The sequence below is a fragment of the Heyndrickxia acidiproducens DSM 23148 genome (assembly GCF_000374345.1).
Taxonomy (GTDB): Bacteria; Bacillota; Bacilli; order Bacillales; family Bacillaceae_C; genus Weizmannia; species Weizmannia acidiproducens.
This window is the reverse complement of the sequence record NZ_KB893994.1, coordinates 39,432-55,346: the sequence shown is the minus strand read 5'-3', so window position 1 is coordinate 55,346 and position 15,915 is coordinate 39,432. Positions and strand designations below refer to the sequence as shown.

Genomic DNA, 15,915 nt, shown 5'->3' with positions numbered 1-15,915 from the left:
CAATAGAAGACGTATTGAATGGCATAAAAATGGGAACCCCGATTGATATAATCCAAATCGATTTAACAAGAACATGGGAACTGCTCGGTGAAATCATCGGCGACACCGTCCAGGAAAGCCTGCTAAATCAACTATTCTCCCAATTCTGCCTCGGGAAATAGAAAAGCGGAGGGCGCTAGATTATCGGCGACAGGCAACTGGGCCGGCACCAGGGAAGTCCGCCCTATGACTTCAATGGGGCAGGACCGGTTGACCGCGAGCCGATAGCGCCCGCAGCTGGACAATAGAAAAGCGAAAAGCTAGCTCATCGGCGACAGGCAACAGTCCTACGATAGAATCTTTTATTGAACAAAGGAGCGATTCAAGCAATGCAACAATATGATGCAGGGCAATATGACGTCATTGTTGTCGGTGCCGGCCATGCCGGATGTGAAGCAGGCCTGGCCGCCGCAAGAATAGGCGCCAAAACTTTAATGATCACGATCAATTTAGACATGATCGCCTACATGCCATGCAACCCGTCTGTCGGAGGCCCGGCAAAAGGGATTGTCGTCCGGGAAATTGATGCACTGGGCGGGGAAATGGGAAGAAATATTGATAAAACTTATATTCAAATGAGAATGCTGAACACCGGCAAAGGCCCTGCTGTCCAGGCATTAAGGGCACAAGCTGATAAAGTGGAATACCAGCGTGAAATGAAACGAACCATTGAAAATCAGGAAAATCTGACCTTGCTGCAAGGTATGGTAGAGGAATTGGTCATCGAGGACGGCGTCTGCAAGGGAGTTGTCACCAAAACAGGCGCAAAATATACAGCTAAGACTGTTGTTTTGACAACCGGCACTTTTCTGCGCGGTGAAATCATTATCGGCGAATTAAAATATTCAAGCGGGCCAAACAACCAGCAGCCGTCGGTCAGGCTTGCAGAAAACCTGCAGGACATTGGTTTTGACCTCGTCCGCTTTAAAACCGGGACACCGCCGCGCGTCAACAGCAATACGATTGACTACAGCAAAACTGAAATCCAGCCCGGTGATGAGGAGCCGCGGGCATTCAGCTATGAAACGACTAAATACATCACAGACCAGCTCCCGTGCTGGCTGACATACACAAATGAACGGACCCACGCGATCATTGATGCCAATCTCGGCCGCGCACCGATGTTTTCCGGCATGATCAAAGGGACAGGACCGCGTTACTGCCCGTCGATTGAAGACAAGGTTGTCCGGTTCCATGACAAGCCGCGCCACCAGCTCTTTCTCGAACCAGAGGGACGCCATACAGAAGAAGTCTATGTCCAGGGGCTGTCAACAAGCATGCCGGAAGAAGTGCAAAGAGAGATCCTTGGCTCCATTGAAGGGCTGGAAAACGCAAAAATGATGCGCCCCGGCTATGCCATCGAGTACGATGCGATCACGCCGACACAGCTTTGGCCGACACTTGAAACGAAGCAATTAGCGCATCTATATACTGCCGGCCAGATAAATGGCACTTCCGGTTACGAAGAAGCTGCCGGACAAGGAATCATCGCCGGCATCAATGCAGCCCGTAAGGCAATGGGTAAAGAGGAAATTATATTAAGCCGCTCGGATGCCTATATCGGCGTTCTGCTTGACGATTTGGTGACAAAGGGGACAAGGGAACCTTACCGCCTGCTGACGTCCCGTGCGGAATACCGGCTGCTTTTGCGCCATGACAACGCAGACTTGCGATTAACCGAAATCGGCTATCAAGTCGGCTTGATCTCTGAAGAACGCTACCAGAAATTTTTAGTAAAAAAGCAAGCCATCGAGCAGGAAATCAAACGGCTGAAATCGATCATCATTAAACCGAATGAGAAGACACAGGAACTGATTCGAAAAGCAGGCGGAAGTGAACTAAAAGATGGGATTCGTGCCGCTGATTTACTGAAACGGCCTGAGATGAACTATCAGCATATCAACATGCTTGCCCCTGCGGAAACCGCGCTTCCGCCTGAAGTGGAAGAACAAGTGGAAATCCAAATCAAATACGAGGGCTATATTGATAAATCACTGCAGCAAGTGGAAAGAATGAAAAAACTGGAAGATAAGAAAATTCCAGCCGATATTGATTATGATGCCATTAACGGACTGGCAACAGAAGCGCGGCAAAAGTTAAACAAAGTCCGCCCAATTTCGATTGCCCAGGCGTCGCGGATTTCAGGCGTTAACCCGGCTGATATTTCAATCCTGCTCGTGTATATTGAGCAAGGCAAAATTGCAAAAATGCATGGATAAGCAAGCAGTGAAGCTGGACAAATAACTTTCCGGCTTCATGCTTTTACATAGCTCTTGATTTGAAAGGATGGAAAAATGAATACCGAACAATTCATTCATCTGCTCGCTGAAAAAGGCATTGAACTTGATGAAAAGCAAATGAGGCAATTTGAAACATATTACGAATTGCTGATCGAATGGAACCAAAAAATGAATTTAACGGCTATTACAGACAAAGAAGAAGTTTACTTAAAACATTTCTACGATTCCGTCACTGCTGCAATGTATACCAATCTGAATCAATCAATCCGGATTTGCGATGTAGGTGCAGGCGCAGGCTTTCCAAGCATCCCGTTAAAAATCTGTTTTCCGCAGCTCGATATTACAATCGTTGACTCTCTGCAAAAGCGGATCTCTTTTTTGCAAAACCTGACAGAGCATCTCGGATTGACCAAAGTTTCATTGTTTCATGACCGCGCCGAAACATTTGCCCAAAGCCAGGCACACCGTGAAAAATATGATCTGGTGACAGCGCGGGCCGTTGCGAGAATGTCTGTCCTTTCGGAACTTTGTTTGCCGCTGGCCAGGCAAGGCGGCCAATTCGTTGCCATGAAAGCCCAGCATGCCAAAGATGAGTTAAAAACGGCTGAAAAAGCCATCAAGTTGTTAGGCGGGGACATAGAAAATATTTTCTCATTCAGCCTCCCTTTTGAAGAAAGCGAAAGAAGTATCATTATCATAAAAAAAGTAAAAGCAACTCCTAAAAAGTATCCGCGTAAGCCGGGCACACCAAACAGGCTTCCGTTGGAATAATCATCCCGGAACCAGGCCCTGTTTGAGGCAGCCCCTTTTTCAAAAAAATGCCATGCCTCACCATAAAATGCCAGTTTTCATCAATCATGGATAGGTATCATTGTTGATTATTCGAAAAATAAACCAGGCGAAGCAGGAACTTGTCTTATAATAGAGAATAAATAGTTAGGGAGAATCTATAAGGTGGTGTACGATCATGAAGCATCCTTTCTCTCGTTTTTTTGGGGTGGATGAAGAAATTGAAGGTGAACTGGAAGTAGAAAATGATGAAATTAAAAAAATATCCGTTGCACATATTATTCCCAACCGGTTTCAGCCAAGATCCATTTTCAATGAAGAGAAAATAGATGAATTAGCCCGCACAATCCATACCCATGGCATCATCCAGCCAATTGTTGTCCGTGAGTATGACACGGGCGAATATGAGATTATTGCGGGAGAACGCAGATTTCGGGCCGTACAGAAGCTGGGATGGGAAACCGTTCCCGCCATCATAAAAAATTTAAGTGATACGGAAACCGCATCTGTCGCTTTAATTGAAAACTTGCAGCGTGAAGAGCTCACTCCGATTGAAGAAGCCATGGCTTACGGAAAACTGTTGGAACTTCACCATTTAACACAGGAAGCTTTAGCACAGCGCCTCGGAAAGGGGCAATCTACTGTTGCGAATAAGCTGCGCCTTCTTAAGCTGCCCCGGGAAGTACAGGATGCCTTGTTGCAAAAAGAGATTACAGAACGGCATGCACGTGCATTAATTCCTTTAAAAGAACCTGAGAAGCAAATTCGCGCCCTCCAGGAAATCATTGCCAAAAATTTCAATGTCAAACAAACAGAAGATTATATTACACGTTTGTTGAATAAACCGGAGAAAAAAGCGAAGCCGCGCCGGCAGGCTTTCAGTAAAGATATGCGGATTGCCGTGAATACCATCCGCCAATCGATGTCGATGGTAACGGACAACGGCATACACCTGGATTCAAAGGAAGAAGATTTCGATGACTATTACCAAATCACAATCCGCATTCCGAAAAAAACAAAATCATGAAGAAAGAAACTTGGAAGACAGGTTTCTTTTTTCAGAGTTCGTTTTAATGAATTTCCGGGCTAAACGAATCTTATAAACTTTGATACAATAGGATTATGTGTTTTTCATTCTATAAAGCTGCGAAAATTGTATAAAGAAGTGCCCCGCAACCGGATGTTTACACGGTATACTGGCACAAATAACAAAAAGGAATCATTTTGTTTTCAAAAAAAGGTAGGTGGCAACCGTGGGAAAAGTGATTTCAATTGCCAACCAAAAGGGCGGCGTTGGAAAAACAACCACTTCTGTCAACTTAGGTGCCTGCTTAGCATATATCGGAAAAAAAGTGCTGCTGATTGATACAGATCCCCAGGGAAATGCGACAAGCGGCGCAGGAATTGATAAAGGCGATGTACAGCAGTGTATTTATGATGTATTAGTAGACGATGTGGATATTAAAGAAGTCATTCAAGCAACAACAGTAGAAGGGCTTTATTCTGTGCCTGCTTCCATCCAGTTAGCGGGCGCTGAAATTGAACTTGTTCCAACGATCTCGAGAGAAGTCCGTTTGAAACGGGCACTTGCTTCGGTAAAAGATGATTATGATTTTATTATTATTGATTGCCCTCCATCATTAGGGCTGTTAACTTTAAATGCACTGACTGCCTCGGATGCGGTGATAATCCCCGTCCAATGCGAGTATTATGCACTGGAAGGGTTAAGCCAGCTTTTGAACACCGTCCGGCTCGTGCAAAAACATTTGAATCATGAACTGATGATTGAAGGGGTTCTGCTTACGATGCTGGATGCGCGGACCAATTTGGGACTTCAGGTGATTGAAGAGGTTAAGAAATATTTCCGGGATAAGGTTTACCATACGATTATCCCGCGCAATGTCCGCTTAAGCGAGGCACCGAGCCACGGGCAGCCCATTATTATTTATGATCCGAAATCACGCGGGGCAGAAGTTTATTTAGACTTAGCAAAGGAAGTGGCGGCAAATGGCTAAAGGTCTTGGCAAAGGTATCAATGCTTTATTTGCCAATATGGATGTTGACAAGGAAGATTCCGTACAGGAAGTAAAGATCAAAGAATTGCGGCCGAATCCTTATCAGCCGCGTAAAGTCTTTGAGCCGGAAGCGCTTAATGAATTAAAAGAATCCATTATCCAGCACGGGATCCTGCAGCCGTTGATTGTCCGGAAAAGTATTAAAGGTTACGAGATTATTGTCGGCGAACGAAGGTTCAGGGCCGCAAAAGCAGCGAAACTCACTACTGTTCCTGTTGTTGTCCGTAATTTATCGGATCAGCAAATGATGGAACTCGCGGTCTTGGAAAATTTGCAGCGGGAAGATTTAACGCCGATTGAAGAAGCCAATGCTTACCAGTTTTTGCTTGAAAAACTGGAGATGACGCAGGAAGAACTTGCGAAACGGCTCGGGAAAAGCCGTCCATATATTGCCAATCACCTCAGAATTTTATCTTTGCCGGCAGCCATAAAGGATTTGATGTCAAATGGGAAATTATCCATGGGGCATGGACGGACTTTGTTAGGACTTGAAAACAAAGAGAAAATGCAGGAATTGGCGGATAAAACCATTGCGGAAGGGTTAAGTGTCCGCCAGCTTGAAAAACTCGTCCAGAGCATCAACCAAAACGTTTCACGTGAAACAAAAAAAGAAAAACCGGAGAAAGATATTTTTATCCGCGAGCATGAAACGGTACTTCGCGAAAAATTTGGGACCACTGTGACCATTAAGCAATTAAAGAAAAAAGGAAAAATTGAAATTGAATTTTTGTCAAACGATGACTTAGAGAGAATTCTGGAAATACTGGATGCCCATTCCCCACTAGAATCATGATCAATAGATGTACGAAGCAAATGCGATGGAGAAATAGTACTGACTTGAATAAGGATAAACGGAATGAACATTGGGATCAGCTCATTTTTGGGAAGGGTGCAGAATCATATCCCGGAAAATGTTTTCGGTACCGTTATGAATGACAGCAACAGGCGGCATGATGATTTTGGTGACCGGCTAAAAATATTTCAGGGGTGGCAAACATAGCCATTGCAAATTTTTCCGCCGTATAAATGTGTGGCATGTTTATCGTACTGTATTTTACCTGTCGCGTGATCATGGCTTACATCAGCTTTTCTTTCGGCTGGTCGTGTTTCAAGGAAATCATCGAGTGCTGGTACTGCAGATGCAGATTTGCCCGGCTGATCCCGGCAGCAATGAGTTTTGCCATTTTCAGCACTAAATTGAGGCGGGTATTCTGTAAAACGGTAAATTCCATAAAACCGCTGATGTTGACAATGCCAGTGATATGGATATCGCCAACAGGCGGCAATTCTTTTTTGACGCCGGCTCCGGGTTTAACCGGACCATCGCCGATTTGGATCATGCCGACACTCTTCATCTTTCCGAGGCAGGCATCAACCGCAATGACAAAGGGATGATGGTGGTTCCTGTAAACCATTTCAATCTTTTCTTCTAAATTTAAAGCATGAATTGGTGCATCAAGCGTTCCGTATACTGTAAAACAATTCATTGCCTTTTCTTCCAAAAAGGTACCCGTCAGCGGTCCGAGCGAGTCGCCGGTCGAACGGTCCGTACCGATACAAACGACTACCAGATCACGATTTCTGCGGCTGGGAAGCGCTGATAAAATCTGATTTGAAATCACTTCTTTTGCCATCATTTCATCGTGAAAAACCTTTATGCTATTTCCGCTCCATTCAAACTGCCCTTTTCTTAGATTCATATCAGCCACTCCCTCGTCGTAATAGTACCAGTATACGGAAAAAGCAAAAAAACTATACATACATCTTCTTGTTACCCGATAGCCCGGTTTTTACACTCAAACCAAGCAGGCGGGGAGGGATAAATTTTAAAGGGGCATATTAGGTGGAAAGCCATCAGGATCGGCCCGCTTCCCAATCATCTGTAACAGCTGGATTCATATGGCCTGTATTTTTTTCTGGAAATGGCCGGCAAATGTCGAGGAACTCCGTAATTTTTGTTAAAATAACAGTAGTGCAGAAAACCGGTTGAAAAATGAAAGTTGGTGTTTTATGGTGAATCATCTTGAATCCTATTTAAAACATACAAAATGGTTTAATGAAGAGGTATGGCTTTCCATTGGGGAAACCATTCTGAAAATGATCGTGGTGCTTTTGGTTGCTTCTTTGATTATAAAATTCGGGAAAAAGGCAATCAACAAAATATTCCAGGTTCGTGCAAGGGCTCCGCTTCGGTTTTCTGAAAGGCGCGAGGCCACTCTTATGCGGCTCATGGAAAATACTTTGACATACGTGGTCGGTTTTATCGCAATTGTTACTGTTCTCTCCTTGATGAACATCAATGTTCAGGGCTTGCTGGCAGGGGCCGGTATTGTCGGGCTGGCTGTTGGTTTTGGTGCGCAAAGTTTGGTAAAAGATATTATTTCAGGATTTTTTATTATTTTTGAAGACCAGTTTTCGGTCGGCGATACGGTTTCAATTGGAAAATTTGAGGGCGTCGTGGAAGAAATCGGGCTGCGGACGACGAAAATAAAAAACTGGACCGGGGAGTTATACATCATCCCAAATGGAAATATTACAAATGTTACTAATTTTTCCATTCATAACAGCGTGGCTGTCGTGGACGTCCATATCCCATATGAAGAGAATATTGATAAAGCGGAAAGAATTATCCAGGGATTACTTGAATCATTTGCCGGCCAGTATGAAGAAATTGTGAGCGAACCGGAATTGCTGGGTGTCCAGCAATTAGGCACGTCAGATGTAACCTTAAGGATTGTTGTCGAAACGCTTCCGATGTCGCATTGGTTTATCGCAAGAGCTTTAAAGAAAGATATTAAAAAGGTGTTGGACGAACACCATATCCAGGCGCCCTATCCAAAAATGGTGACCTATTCCCGCAATGAAGAGGAACAGGCGTATAGCGGACATCCATTCATGAGGGGGGATCAAGATGGAAGATAAAAACTTTGAATTGAATGATATTGTGGAAATGAAAAAACAGCATCCATGCGGCACAAACCGCTGGAAAATCATCAGAATGGGAGCCGATATCCGCATCAAATGCGAAGGATGCGGCCACAGCGTGATGATTCCAAGAAGGGAATTTACACGCAAACTGAAAAAAATCCTCGTAAAACACCAAGAACAAGCGTAAAAAGAAAAAAGCAATCTTCATGTCACCCGGCCGGCAATTGCACGGCCGGCTTGTATTTTGAAAGGTAAATCCCTATAATTGTGAGTGGCCTCTTGTTTTATTGGATGGAGGCTGTTTTTACAGGTATAACATCACATGATGCCCTGTGGTAATCGTATTCATATTTGTTGCTTTATATAAATAAGTTTAACCTGAGAATTAGAGGAGTGACCATATATGGCGCTGACAGCCGGAATTGTGGGCTTGCCGAATGTCGGGAAATCCACATTATTTAATGCAATTACAAAAGCAGGTGCGGAATCTGCCAACTACCCTTTTTGCACAATTGATCCGAATGTGGGAATGGTGGAAGTTCCCGATGAGCGTTTAGATAAATTAACAGAACTTTACCATCCGAAAAAAACAGTTCCGACCACATTTGAATTTACCGATATTGCCGGGATTGTAAAAGGTGCAAGCAAAGGGGAAGGCCTGGGAAATAAATTCTTATCCCATATCAGGCAGGTGGATGCAATCTGCCATGTTGTCCGCTGCTTTGAAGATGAAAACATTACCCATGTATCCGGTAAAGTGGATCCGATTGATGATATTGAAACGATTAATTTGGAGCTGATTTTAGCAGACCTTGAAACAGTCGATAAACGGATCGCCCGCGTTGAAAAAATCGCCAAACAAAAAGACAAGGATGCAGTAGCTGAATACGAGGTACTCGTCAAACTGAAAGCTGCGTTTGAAGCAGAAAAGCCTGCCAGGTCGGTTGAATTGTCTGAAGAACAGTTGAAAATTGTGAAAGGGTTTCAGCTTTTGACGAGCAAGCCGGTTCTCTATGTTGCCAATGTCGGTGAAGATGAACTCCAGGATGCATCCGAAAATGCTTATGTGCAACAGGTACGCGATTATGCAAAAAATGAAAATGCAGAAGTCATTGTCATCTGTGCCCGCATCGAAGAAGAGGTCGCAGAACTTGAAGATGATGAAAAGGCAATGTTTTTATCGGAACTCGGGATTCAAGAGTCTGGTCTCGATCAGCTGATTAAAGCAGCCTACAGTTTGCTCGGCCTTGCCACATATTTTACTGCCGGTGAACCGGAAGTCAGGGCGTGGACTTTCAAAAAAGGCATGAAAGCCCCGCAATGTGCAGGCATTATCCATACCGACTTTGAAAAGGGCTTTATCCGCGCTGAAACCGTTTCGTATGAGGACTTAATGGCATACGGCAGTATCGCCGCAGCAAGAGAAGCCGGAAAAGTACGGTTGGAAGGCAAAGATTATGCCGTTCAAGATGGCGATGTCATGCATTTCAGGTTTAATGTGTGATCGCGATCATTGCCTTTTTCTTTAAAAAAGAAAAAATAAGTGTCAATACTGGAATGATTATGTTATAATTTAAAGTAATCGAATAAATCCTTCGGGGCAGGGTGTAAATCCCGACCGGCGGTGATGAGGCAAGCCTCTAAGCCCGTGACCCATATTTTTATAATATGGTGGATTTGGTGAGAATCCAAAGCCGACAGTTAAAGTCTGGATGGGAGAAGGATCAGTACGAACCCATGTTAATGGTATTTAACGTTTATTTCATGATGCATTTATGCCCCGCACACATTGTTGTGCGGTTTTTTTGTCAAAAAATAGGCGAAGCAAGTTCGGCGGGAATTTCATAAGGGAGAGATGCGATTGAAGAAAGAAGATTACATGAATTTAGCATTTTCTCTTGCAGAAGGTGCAGCAGGCCAAACTTCTCCGAATCCGCCTGTTGGAAGTGTTGTCGTAAAGGACGGGAGAATGGTTGGCTATGGCGCACATTTAAAAGCAGGAGAGAAACATGCAGAAAGAATGGCAGTTGAAATGGCCGGAAACCTGGCAAATGGCGCAGATGTTTATGTCACGCTTGAGCCATGCTCCCACTACGGAAAACAGCCTCCATGTGCGGATTTTCTGATTGAAAAAGGCATTCAGAACGTGTACGTGGCAGCAATAGATCCCAATCCTGCAGTAAGCGGAAAAGGGATCAGCAAGCTAACACAGGCCGGCGTTCGTGTGGAAACAGGAATTTGCAAAACAAAAGCAGATATTTTCTATCGGCCGTTTTTCCATTATATTCAAACCAAATTACCATTTGTCACCATTAAAACCGCCGTGACGGCAGATGGTAAAATTGCAGCCTATACACATGACAGCAAATGGATCACAAGTGAAGCGTCCAGATTGGATGTTCACGAGTTAAGGAACAAGCATGATGCAATACTCGTTGGAATTCATACCGTTCTCCAAGATAATCCCCTTCTTACTACCCGGCTGCCCCAGGGTGGAAAAAATCCTATTCGAGTTGTGTTAGATACGCACTTGCGCATACCGGCAAGTGCAGCTGTGTTAAACCAGGAAGCTCCTGCCATCATTTTTTGCGGAAAAGGCGCTTCAAGAGAAAAAGCGTCAGCGTTAGAAGCATTCGGTGTTGAAGTCATCAGGCAAGACTATGATTCTATTTGTTTATATGAAATGTTAAAGGAACTTGGAGCCCGCGGCGTGATGACGCTCCTTGTTGAAGGCGGCGCTAAAGTAAATGGTTCTTTTCTGAAGCAAAAGCTGTTTCAACAATTGATTTTGTATATGGCACCGAAATGTATTGGAGGCACAGAGGCTCCGTCTGCTTTTGGCGGCCCCGGTTTGGAGGCGATGAGATTCGCGATGCCCCTTAAGTTTGAAAAGATAGAACAGATTGGTCCGGATATTAAAATTACAGCTTCTGTCCAGCAGGAAGGAAATGAACATGTTTACGGGAATCATTGAAGAAATCGGGGTCTTGAAAAATATCCGCCAGAGGCCAGCCTCTCTTCAATTGGATATACAGGCTAAAGAGGTTTTGAATGATGTCCGGGCGGGAGACAGCATATCAGTGGATGGCGTCTGTTTAACCGTGACTTCTTTTACGAAAAAAGAATTCTCTGTTGATGTGATGCCCGAAACTTTTCAGGATACGACCCTTGCGCAGTTACATTCGGGAAGCGAAGTCAATCTTGAACGTGCAATGCGTGCAAATGGAAGGTTTGGTGGTCATTTTGTTTCGGGACATGTAGATGGGACTGGCACGATCCGGTCTTTAAAAAGAGTGGAAAATGCGCTTTATATTTCGATTGCAGTATCAGATTCCCTTGCTCCTTATTGTATCCCAAAAGGTTCAGTGGCTGTTAATGGAACATCTCTGACAATTTTTGAAGTGAAGGGAAATCTATTGACGATTTCTTTAATTCCGCATACCCGGCAGCTGTCAAACATTGCGAAAAAGAAAGTAGGCGAAAAAGTCAATATTGAATGCGATATGTTGGCCAAATACATCGAAAGCATGTTGCAGCACATGAATGGGATGGAAAGAAAGCCCAATACAATGGACTTATTAAGAAAAAATGGGTTTTTGTCTGAATAGACATAACTGTGAAGGGATGGGGTTCTATGTTTCACACAATTGACGATGCTCTGGAAGACTTGAAAATGGGGAAAGTTGTGATCGCAGTGGATGATGAAAACAGGGAAAACGAAGGCGATTTTATTGGCCTGGGCGAAAAGGTGGCACCTGAAATGATTAATTTTATGGCCAAAGAGGGGCGCGGGTTAATTTGTGTCCCTGTTTCAAAGCAAATCGCCAATAAGTTTCGCCTTCAAATGATGACGAACGATAATACCGATCGACATGAAACGGCTTTTACAACAAGCATTGATCACCGGGCAACAAGTACCGGAATCAGCGTCTTTGAACGCGCCAAAACCATTCACGAGCTCGCAAATGAAAACGCGGTGCCGGAAGATTTTCACCGGCCGGGGCATGTTTTTCCTTTAATTGCAAAGGATGGGGGCGTATTCACCAGGAGGGGGCATACGGAAGCAGCAGTGGATCTGGCAAAATTAGCCGGCACAAAACCGGTCGGCGTGATTTGTGAAATTATGAATGAAGATGGCACGATGGCACGTCTTCCCCAGCTGCAAAAGGTCGCAAAACGGCTTAATCTGAAACTCATCACCATTCAATCATTGGTTGAATACCGAAGAAAACATGAAAAATTAGTCAAAAGAGAAGTAGAAATTACGCTTCCCACCCACTTTGGTCAATTCAAAATGATCGGCTATACGGAATTATTATCGGGAAAAGAACATATTGCGTTGATGAAGGGCGATACTCAGGTAAATGCCCCCCTATTGGTAAGGGTCCATTCAGAATGCTTAACCGGGGATATTTTTGGTTCCTATCGCTGCGATTGCGGCCCCCAGCTTGCCGCTGCGCTTGCCCAAATTGAAAAAGAAGGGCGCGGAATTCTACTCTATATGAGACAGGAAGGACGCGGCATTGGCTTAATCAATAAATTAAAAGCTTATAAACTTCAAGAACAGGGTTTTGATACAGTCGAAGCCAACCATCAGCTTGGATTCCCTGCTGATATGCGCGATTACGGGATTAGTGCCCAAATTTTAAAAGACTTGGGGGTAGGTAAGTTACGGCTATTAACCAATAACCCTTTGAAAATGACAGGTCTGAAAGATTACGGGCTGGAAATTGTGGAACGCGTACCGATTGAAATGCCAGTAAAAAAAGAAAATGAGCACTATCTGCGCACAAAAGCAGAAAAAATGGGACATTTACTACACCTTTAAGGAGGCTTTTCATGATGGGAAAAATGTACGAAGGAAATCTGGTTGGAACCGGGCTGAAAATTGGGATTGTTGTTTCGCGTTTTAATGAATTTATTACCAGCAAACTTCTCAGCGGGGCAGAAGATGCGCTCTTGAGGCATGGTGTGAGCGAACAGAATATTGAAGTTGCCTGGGTACCGGGCGCATTTGAAATTCCGCTGATTGCAAAAAAAATGGCAACTTCAGGCATGTATGATGCGGTATTAGCGCTTGGAACCGTAATTCGGGGAGCAACAGCACATTTCGAGTATGTCAGCAGTGAAACCGCAAAAGGGGTTGCACAAGCCGGTTTACAATCTAATGTACCGGTGATATTCGGTGTTTTAACGACGGATACGATTGAACAAGCAATAGAGAGAGCCGGCACAAAAGCAGGTAATAAGGGTTGGGATACAGCGGTTAGTGCCATTGAAATGGCGAATCTTTTGAAACAATTTACTTGATAAGGGCTTCTTGGCAATAACTGAACAGCTGGTAAAAATTTTTTCTAAAAAGGGCTTGAAAACAGAACGTATGTTTTATATACTATGACATATACAAAGTCTGTTTCACCATACATGGCATGATGATTCCGGTTTTCCCGTCATTGCTTTTCATGAATGACTATGATATAATTTCAACTTGTGAGTAATGAACGTGTAAACCATTGCTCCTTGCCCTTTTTTTGAAAAGGGCCGCATAGTCCATAAGGAGGTGACAATCAGATGAGAAAGTACGAAGTGATGTACATTATCCGCCCTACAATTGAGGATGAAGCAAAAAAAGCGCTTGTTGAGCGATTTGACAATGTTTTAACATCCCAAGGCGCGGAGATCATCGAATCAAAAGATTGGGGTAAGCGACGTCTTGCATATGAAATCCAAGACTTCCGCGATGGTTACTACCATATCATCGATGTGAACGCTGAACCGGCAGCGGTGCAGGAATTTGACCGTCTTGCTAAGATTAATGGCGATATTATCCGCCATATTGTTGTAAAAGAAGAAGCATAATCCATTAAAAATAAACTTGTTTCACGTGAAACAGACTTTGAATCATGAGAGGGGTTGATTCTGATGATGAACCGTGTTGTTCTTGTAGGCAGGCTGACAAAGGATCCTGACCTGCGTTATACGCCAAACGGGGTAGCGGTTGCCACTTTTACCCTGGCTGTGAACCGCACTTTTACAAACCAGCAAGGCGAAAGAGAAGCTGACTTTATTAATTGTGTTGTTTGGAGAAAACAGGCGGAAAACGTCGCCAACTATTTGAAAAAAGGAAGTATGGCAGGCGTTGACGGCCGGATTCAAACACGCAATTATGAAGGACAGGATGGCAGACGTGTGTATGTGACCGAAGTGGTGGCAGAAAGCGTCCAATTTCTTGAGCCGAGAAATGCCGGCCATGATCGCGGAGGCAGCCAGGATTATGGGAATAACCAGGGTACGCCTTTTCCGGGCCAGAACCAAAGTCAGAATCAGAATCAACGCAATCAAAATCATTCGAAGTTTGATGAAGATCCATTCTCAAATGATGGACAACCGATTGACATCTCTGATGATGATCTTCCGTTTTAAAGATAAATATGACCTGTCCCCTGTTTACTGATGGGGTTATACAGTCAAAAATATGTTATCTTCTAACTTAATATTGAAGGAGGGAAATGAAAATGGCAGGTGGACGCAGAGGCGGACGTAAACGCCGTAAAGTATGTTACTTTACATCCAACCATATTACACACATCGACTTTAAAGATGTTGACTTGTTGAAAAAATTCATCTCGGAACGCGGAAAAATTTTACCGCGCCGTGTAACCGGTACAAGCGCAAAATATCAACGCAAATTAACCATTGCAATTAAACGCGCGCGTACAATGGCATTATTGCCATATGTTTCCGGAGAATAATAATGAAGCGTAAAAAAGGCATCCTGCTCAGGTTGTCTTTTTTCTTTTTCACTTTATTTTTGTTTCAGTTGCCGGTATGGTAAAATGAGGGAAAATGGCTTGTTTTTTGAAGGGAGTATTGATGTGAAGAAAACAAAAATGCTGACAGAAGGGGCATTACTTGCAGCCGTTTTCGGGATCTTCGTACTGGTTTTGTCTTATGTTCCATTGATTGGCCCGGTGGCAATTTTTTTTCTTATATTGCCTTTTTTAATTTTCTGTTCCAAATATCCGCTCAAATATTTGATTGTATTCTCAGCCGCCTGCCTGTTCATTTCGATGCTCGCGGGAACAACAGCATTACTTCCGTTTGCATTATTATACGGAGGCACGGGCTTTGTAATGGGGTACTGTATTCAGCTTAAAAAATCTAAACTTTTTATCTATCTTGCTTCCAGCCTCACGTTTCTTGCTGGTTTGATTATCGGCCTGTTTGTTTCAATCAAATTTTTCCATCTTAATATCATCAATGAAAACCTGAAACAACTGCGGGAATCTGTTAATCAATCGAGAACAATGCTCGAACAATTCGGTCAGCAGTCTTCAATTGAAAATCTCAATAAAATGGCGGATTCAATGGTGTCTCTTTACCAGATCTATCTGCCGAGTTTCCTGCTGTTGTTTTCTTTCCTTGCAGTGTTTGTATTAATGGCAGTAAACTTTCCGGTTGCAAAAAGATTAGGTGTTCCCGTTCCGAAATGGAGCCCTTACCGCGAATTTCGTCTGCCAAAAAGTGTGTTATGGTACTATGTGATTTGCCTGGTGCTTTCGATGTTCATCGAAACGGATGCAAGCAGTTTTTTATCGAAAGCAGTCATGAATTTATTACTCATTTTTGAAATCCTGGTTTTAATGCAGGGTTTTTCCCTAATCAATTTCTACAGCTATGAAAAAAAGTGGCCGAAAGTGTTCTTCGTCATGGCGGTTATTTTTGCGATTATTTTCAGCCCGCTTCTTTATCTTGTGATGATATTAGGTATAATTGATATAGGATTTGATTTCAGGCGCTACATCAGAAAATAGCTGGACAATCTACATACTAGCAACAAGTTT

17 protein-coding genes, 1 pseudogene and 1 riboswitch are annotated in these 15,915 nt (G+C 43.6%); of the genes and pseudogenes, 17 read left to right on the top strand and 1 reads right to left on the bottom strand.

The annotated features are described in order from the left end of the window. From C232_RS19375 to C232_RS0108885, 6 genes and pseudogenes are all read left to right on the top strand, one after another. A pseudogene (locus tag C232_RS19375) lies at positions 1 to 161 on the top strand (tRNA uridine-5-carboxymethylaminomethyl(34) synthesis GTPase MnmE); the annotation flags it as partial. A 207-nt stretch (positions 162 to 368) separates the two neighbouring features. Then, positions 369 to 2,258, top strand: a complete 1,890-nt coding sequence (gene mnmG, locus C232_RS0108905) for a tRNA uridine-5-carboxymethylaminomethyl(34) synthesis enzyme MnmG (protein ID WP_018663495.1) — start codon at positions 369 to 371, stop codon at positions 2,256 to 2,258. A gap of 75 nt (positions 2,259 to 2,333) precedes the next feature. Further along, on the top strand, positions 2,334 to 3,050 hold the full coding sequence (rsmG, locus tag C232_RS0108900; RefSeq protein WP_018663493.1) for a 16S rRNA (guanine(527)-N(7))-methyltransferase RsmG: 717 nt from the start codon (positions 2,334 to 2,336) through the stop codon (positions 3,048 to 3,050). A 196-nt stretch (positions 3,051 to 3,246) separates the two neighbouring features. Then, on the top strand, positions 3,247 to 4,095 hold the full coding sequence (noc, locus tag C232_RS0108895; RefSeq protein ID WP_018663491.1) for a nucleoid occlusion protein: 849 nt from the start codon (positions 3,247 to 3,249) through the stop codon (positions 4,093 to 4,095). A gap of 226 nt (positions 4,096 to 4,321) precedes the next feature. Continuing rightward, positions 4,322 to 5,083, top strand: coding sequence for a ParA family protein (locus tag C232_RS0108890; protein WP_018663488.1), 762 nt, complete (start codon positions 4,322 to 4,324; stop codon positions 5,081 to 5,083). Then, positions 5,076 to 5,936, top strand: a complete 861-nt coding sequence (locus C232_RS0108885) for a ParB/RepB/Spo0J family partition protein (RefSeq protein ID WP_018663485.1) — start codon at positions 5,076 to 5,078, stop codon at positions 5,934 to 5,936. Before C232_RS0108890 ends, C232_RS0108885 begins: the two co-directional genes overlap by 8 nt. Before the next feature lie 283 nt (positions 5,937 to 6,219). Here the strand turns inward: C232_RS0108885 and yyaC are convergent, their stop codons facing one another. Then, positions 6,220 to 6,843, bottom strand: coding sequence for a spore protease YyaC (gene yyaC, locus C232_RS0108875; RefSeq protein WP_018663481.1), 624 nt, complete (start codon positions 6,841 to 6,843; stop codon positions 6,220 to 6,222). A gap of 313 nt (positions 6,844 to 7,156) precedes the next feature. Here yyaC and C232_RS0108865 point away from each other — a divergent pair, with 313 nt between their 5' ends. The 11 genes from C232_RS0108865 (at position 7,157) to C232_RS0108815 (ending at position 15,885) form a co-directional block, all read left to right on the top strand. Further along, positions 7,157 to 8,065, top strand: coding sequence for a mechanosensitive ion channel family protein (locus C232_RS0108865; protein ID WP_018663477.1), 909 nt, complete (start codon positions 7,157 to 7,159; stop codon positions 8,063 to 8,065). Beyond that, entirely contained in the window at positions 8,055 to 8,258 is a 204-nt protein-coding gene (locus C232_RS0108860) for a DUF951 domain-containing protein (protein ID WP_018663475.1), read from the top strand. The genes C232_RS0108865 and C232_RS0108860 overlap by 11 nt, the downstream gene beginning before the upstream one ends. 216 nt (positions 8,259 to 8,474) lie before the next feature. Further along, positions 8,475 to 9,575, top strand: coding sequence for a redox-regulated ATPase YchF (gene ychF, locus C232_RS0108855; protein ID WP_018663473.1), 1,101 nt, complete (start codon positions 8,475 to 8,477; stop codon positions 9,573 to 9,575). Positions 9,576 to 9,658: 83 nt separating this feature from the next. Further along, a riboswitch (FMN riboswitch) is annotated at positions 9,659 to 9,799 on the top strand. 133 nt (positions 9,800 to 9,932) lie between these two features. Next, the gene (gene ribD, locus C232_RS0108850; protein WP_018663471.1) at positions 9,933 to 11,045 is read left to right on the top strand and encodes a bifunctional diaminohydroxyphosphoribosylaminopyrimidine deaminase/5-amino-6-(5-phosphoribosylamino)uracil reductase RibD; all 1,113 of its coding nucleotides are present in this window, start codon (positions 9,933 to 9,935) and stop codon (positions 11,043 to 11,045) included. Next, positions 11,026 to 11,679 (top strand): riboflavin synthase, encoded by a 654-nt coding sequence (ribE, locus tag C232_RS0108845; RefSeq protein WP_018663469.1) that lies wholly within the window; start codon positions 11,026 to 11,028, stop codon positions 11,677 to 11,679. Before ribD ends, ribE begins: the two co-directional genes overlap by 20 nt. Before the next feature lie 26 nt (positions 11,680 to 11,705). Next, on the top strand, positions 11,706 to 12,899 hold the full coding sequence (locus C232_RS0108840) for a bifunctional 3,4-dihydroxy-2-butanone-4-phosphate synthase/GTP cyclohydrolase II (RefSeq protein WP_018663467.1): 1,194 nt from the start codon (positions 11,706 to 11,708) through the stop codon (positions 12,897 to 12,899). Positions 12,900 to 12,913: 14 nt separating this feature from the next. After that, positions 12,914 to 13,381 (top strand): 6,7-dimethyl-8-ribityllumazine synthase, encoded by a 468-nt coding sequence (ribH, locus tag C232_RS0108835; RefSeq protein ID WP_018663466.1) that lies wholly within the window; start codon positions 12,914 to 12,916, stop codon positions 13,379 to 13,381. Between the two features lie 261 nt (positions 13,382 to 13,642). After that, positions 13,643 to 13,930 (top strand): 30S ribosomal protein S6, encoded by a 288-nt coding sequence (rpsF, locus tag C232_RS0108830; protein WP_018663464.1) that lies wholly within the window; start codon positions 13,643 to 13,645, stop codon positions 13,928 to 13,930. Positions 13,931 to 13,993: 63 nt separating this feature from the next. Next, a complete protein-coding gene (gene ssb, locus C232_RS0108825) occupies positions 13,994 to 14,494 on the top strand; it encodes a single-stranded DNA-binding protein (RefSeq protein WP_018663462.1) in 501 nt (166 codons plus the stop codon). Between the two features lie 92 nt (positions 14,495 to 14,586). Then, entirely contained in the window at positions 14,587 to 14,823 is a 237-nt protein-coding gene (gene rpsR, locus C232_RS0108820) for a 30S ribosomal protein S18 (protein ID WP_018663460.1), read from the top strand. Between the two features lie 123 nt (positions 14,824 to 14,946). Further along, positions 14,947 to 15,885 carry a YybS family protein gene (locus tag C232_RS0108815; RefSeq protein ID WP_155891556.1) on the top strand — a complete coding sequence of 313 codons (939 nt, stop codon included), beginning with the start codon at positions 14,947 to 14,949 and terminating at the stop codon, positions 15,883 to 15,885. The last annotated feature ends 30 nt before the right edge of the window (positions 15,886 to 15,915 follow it).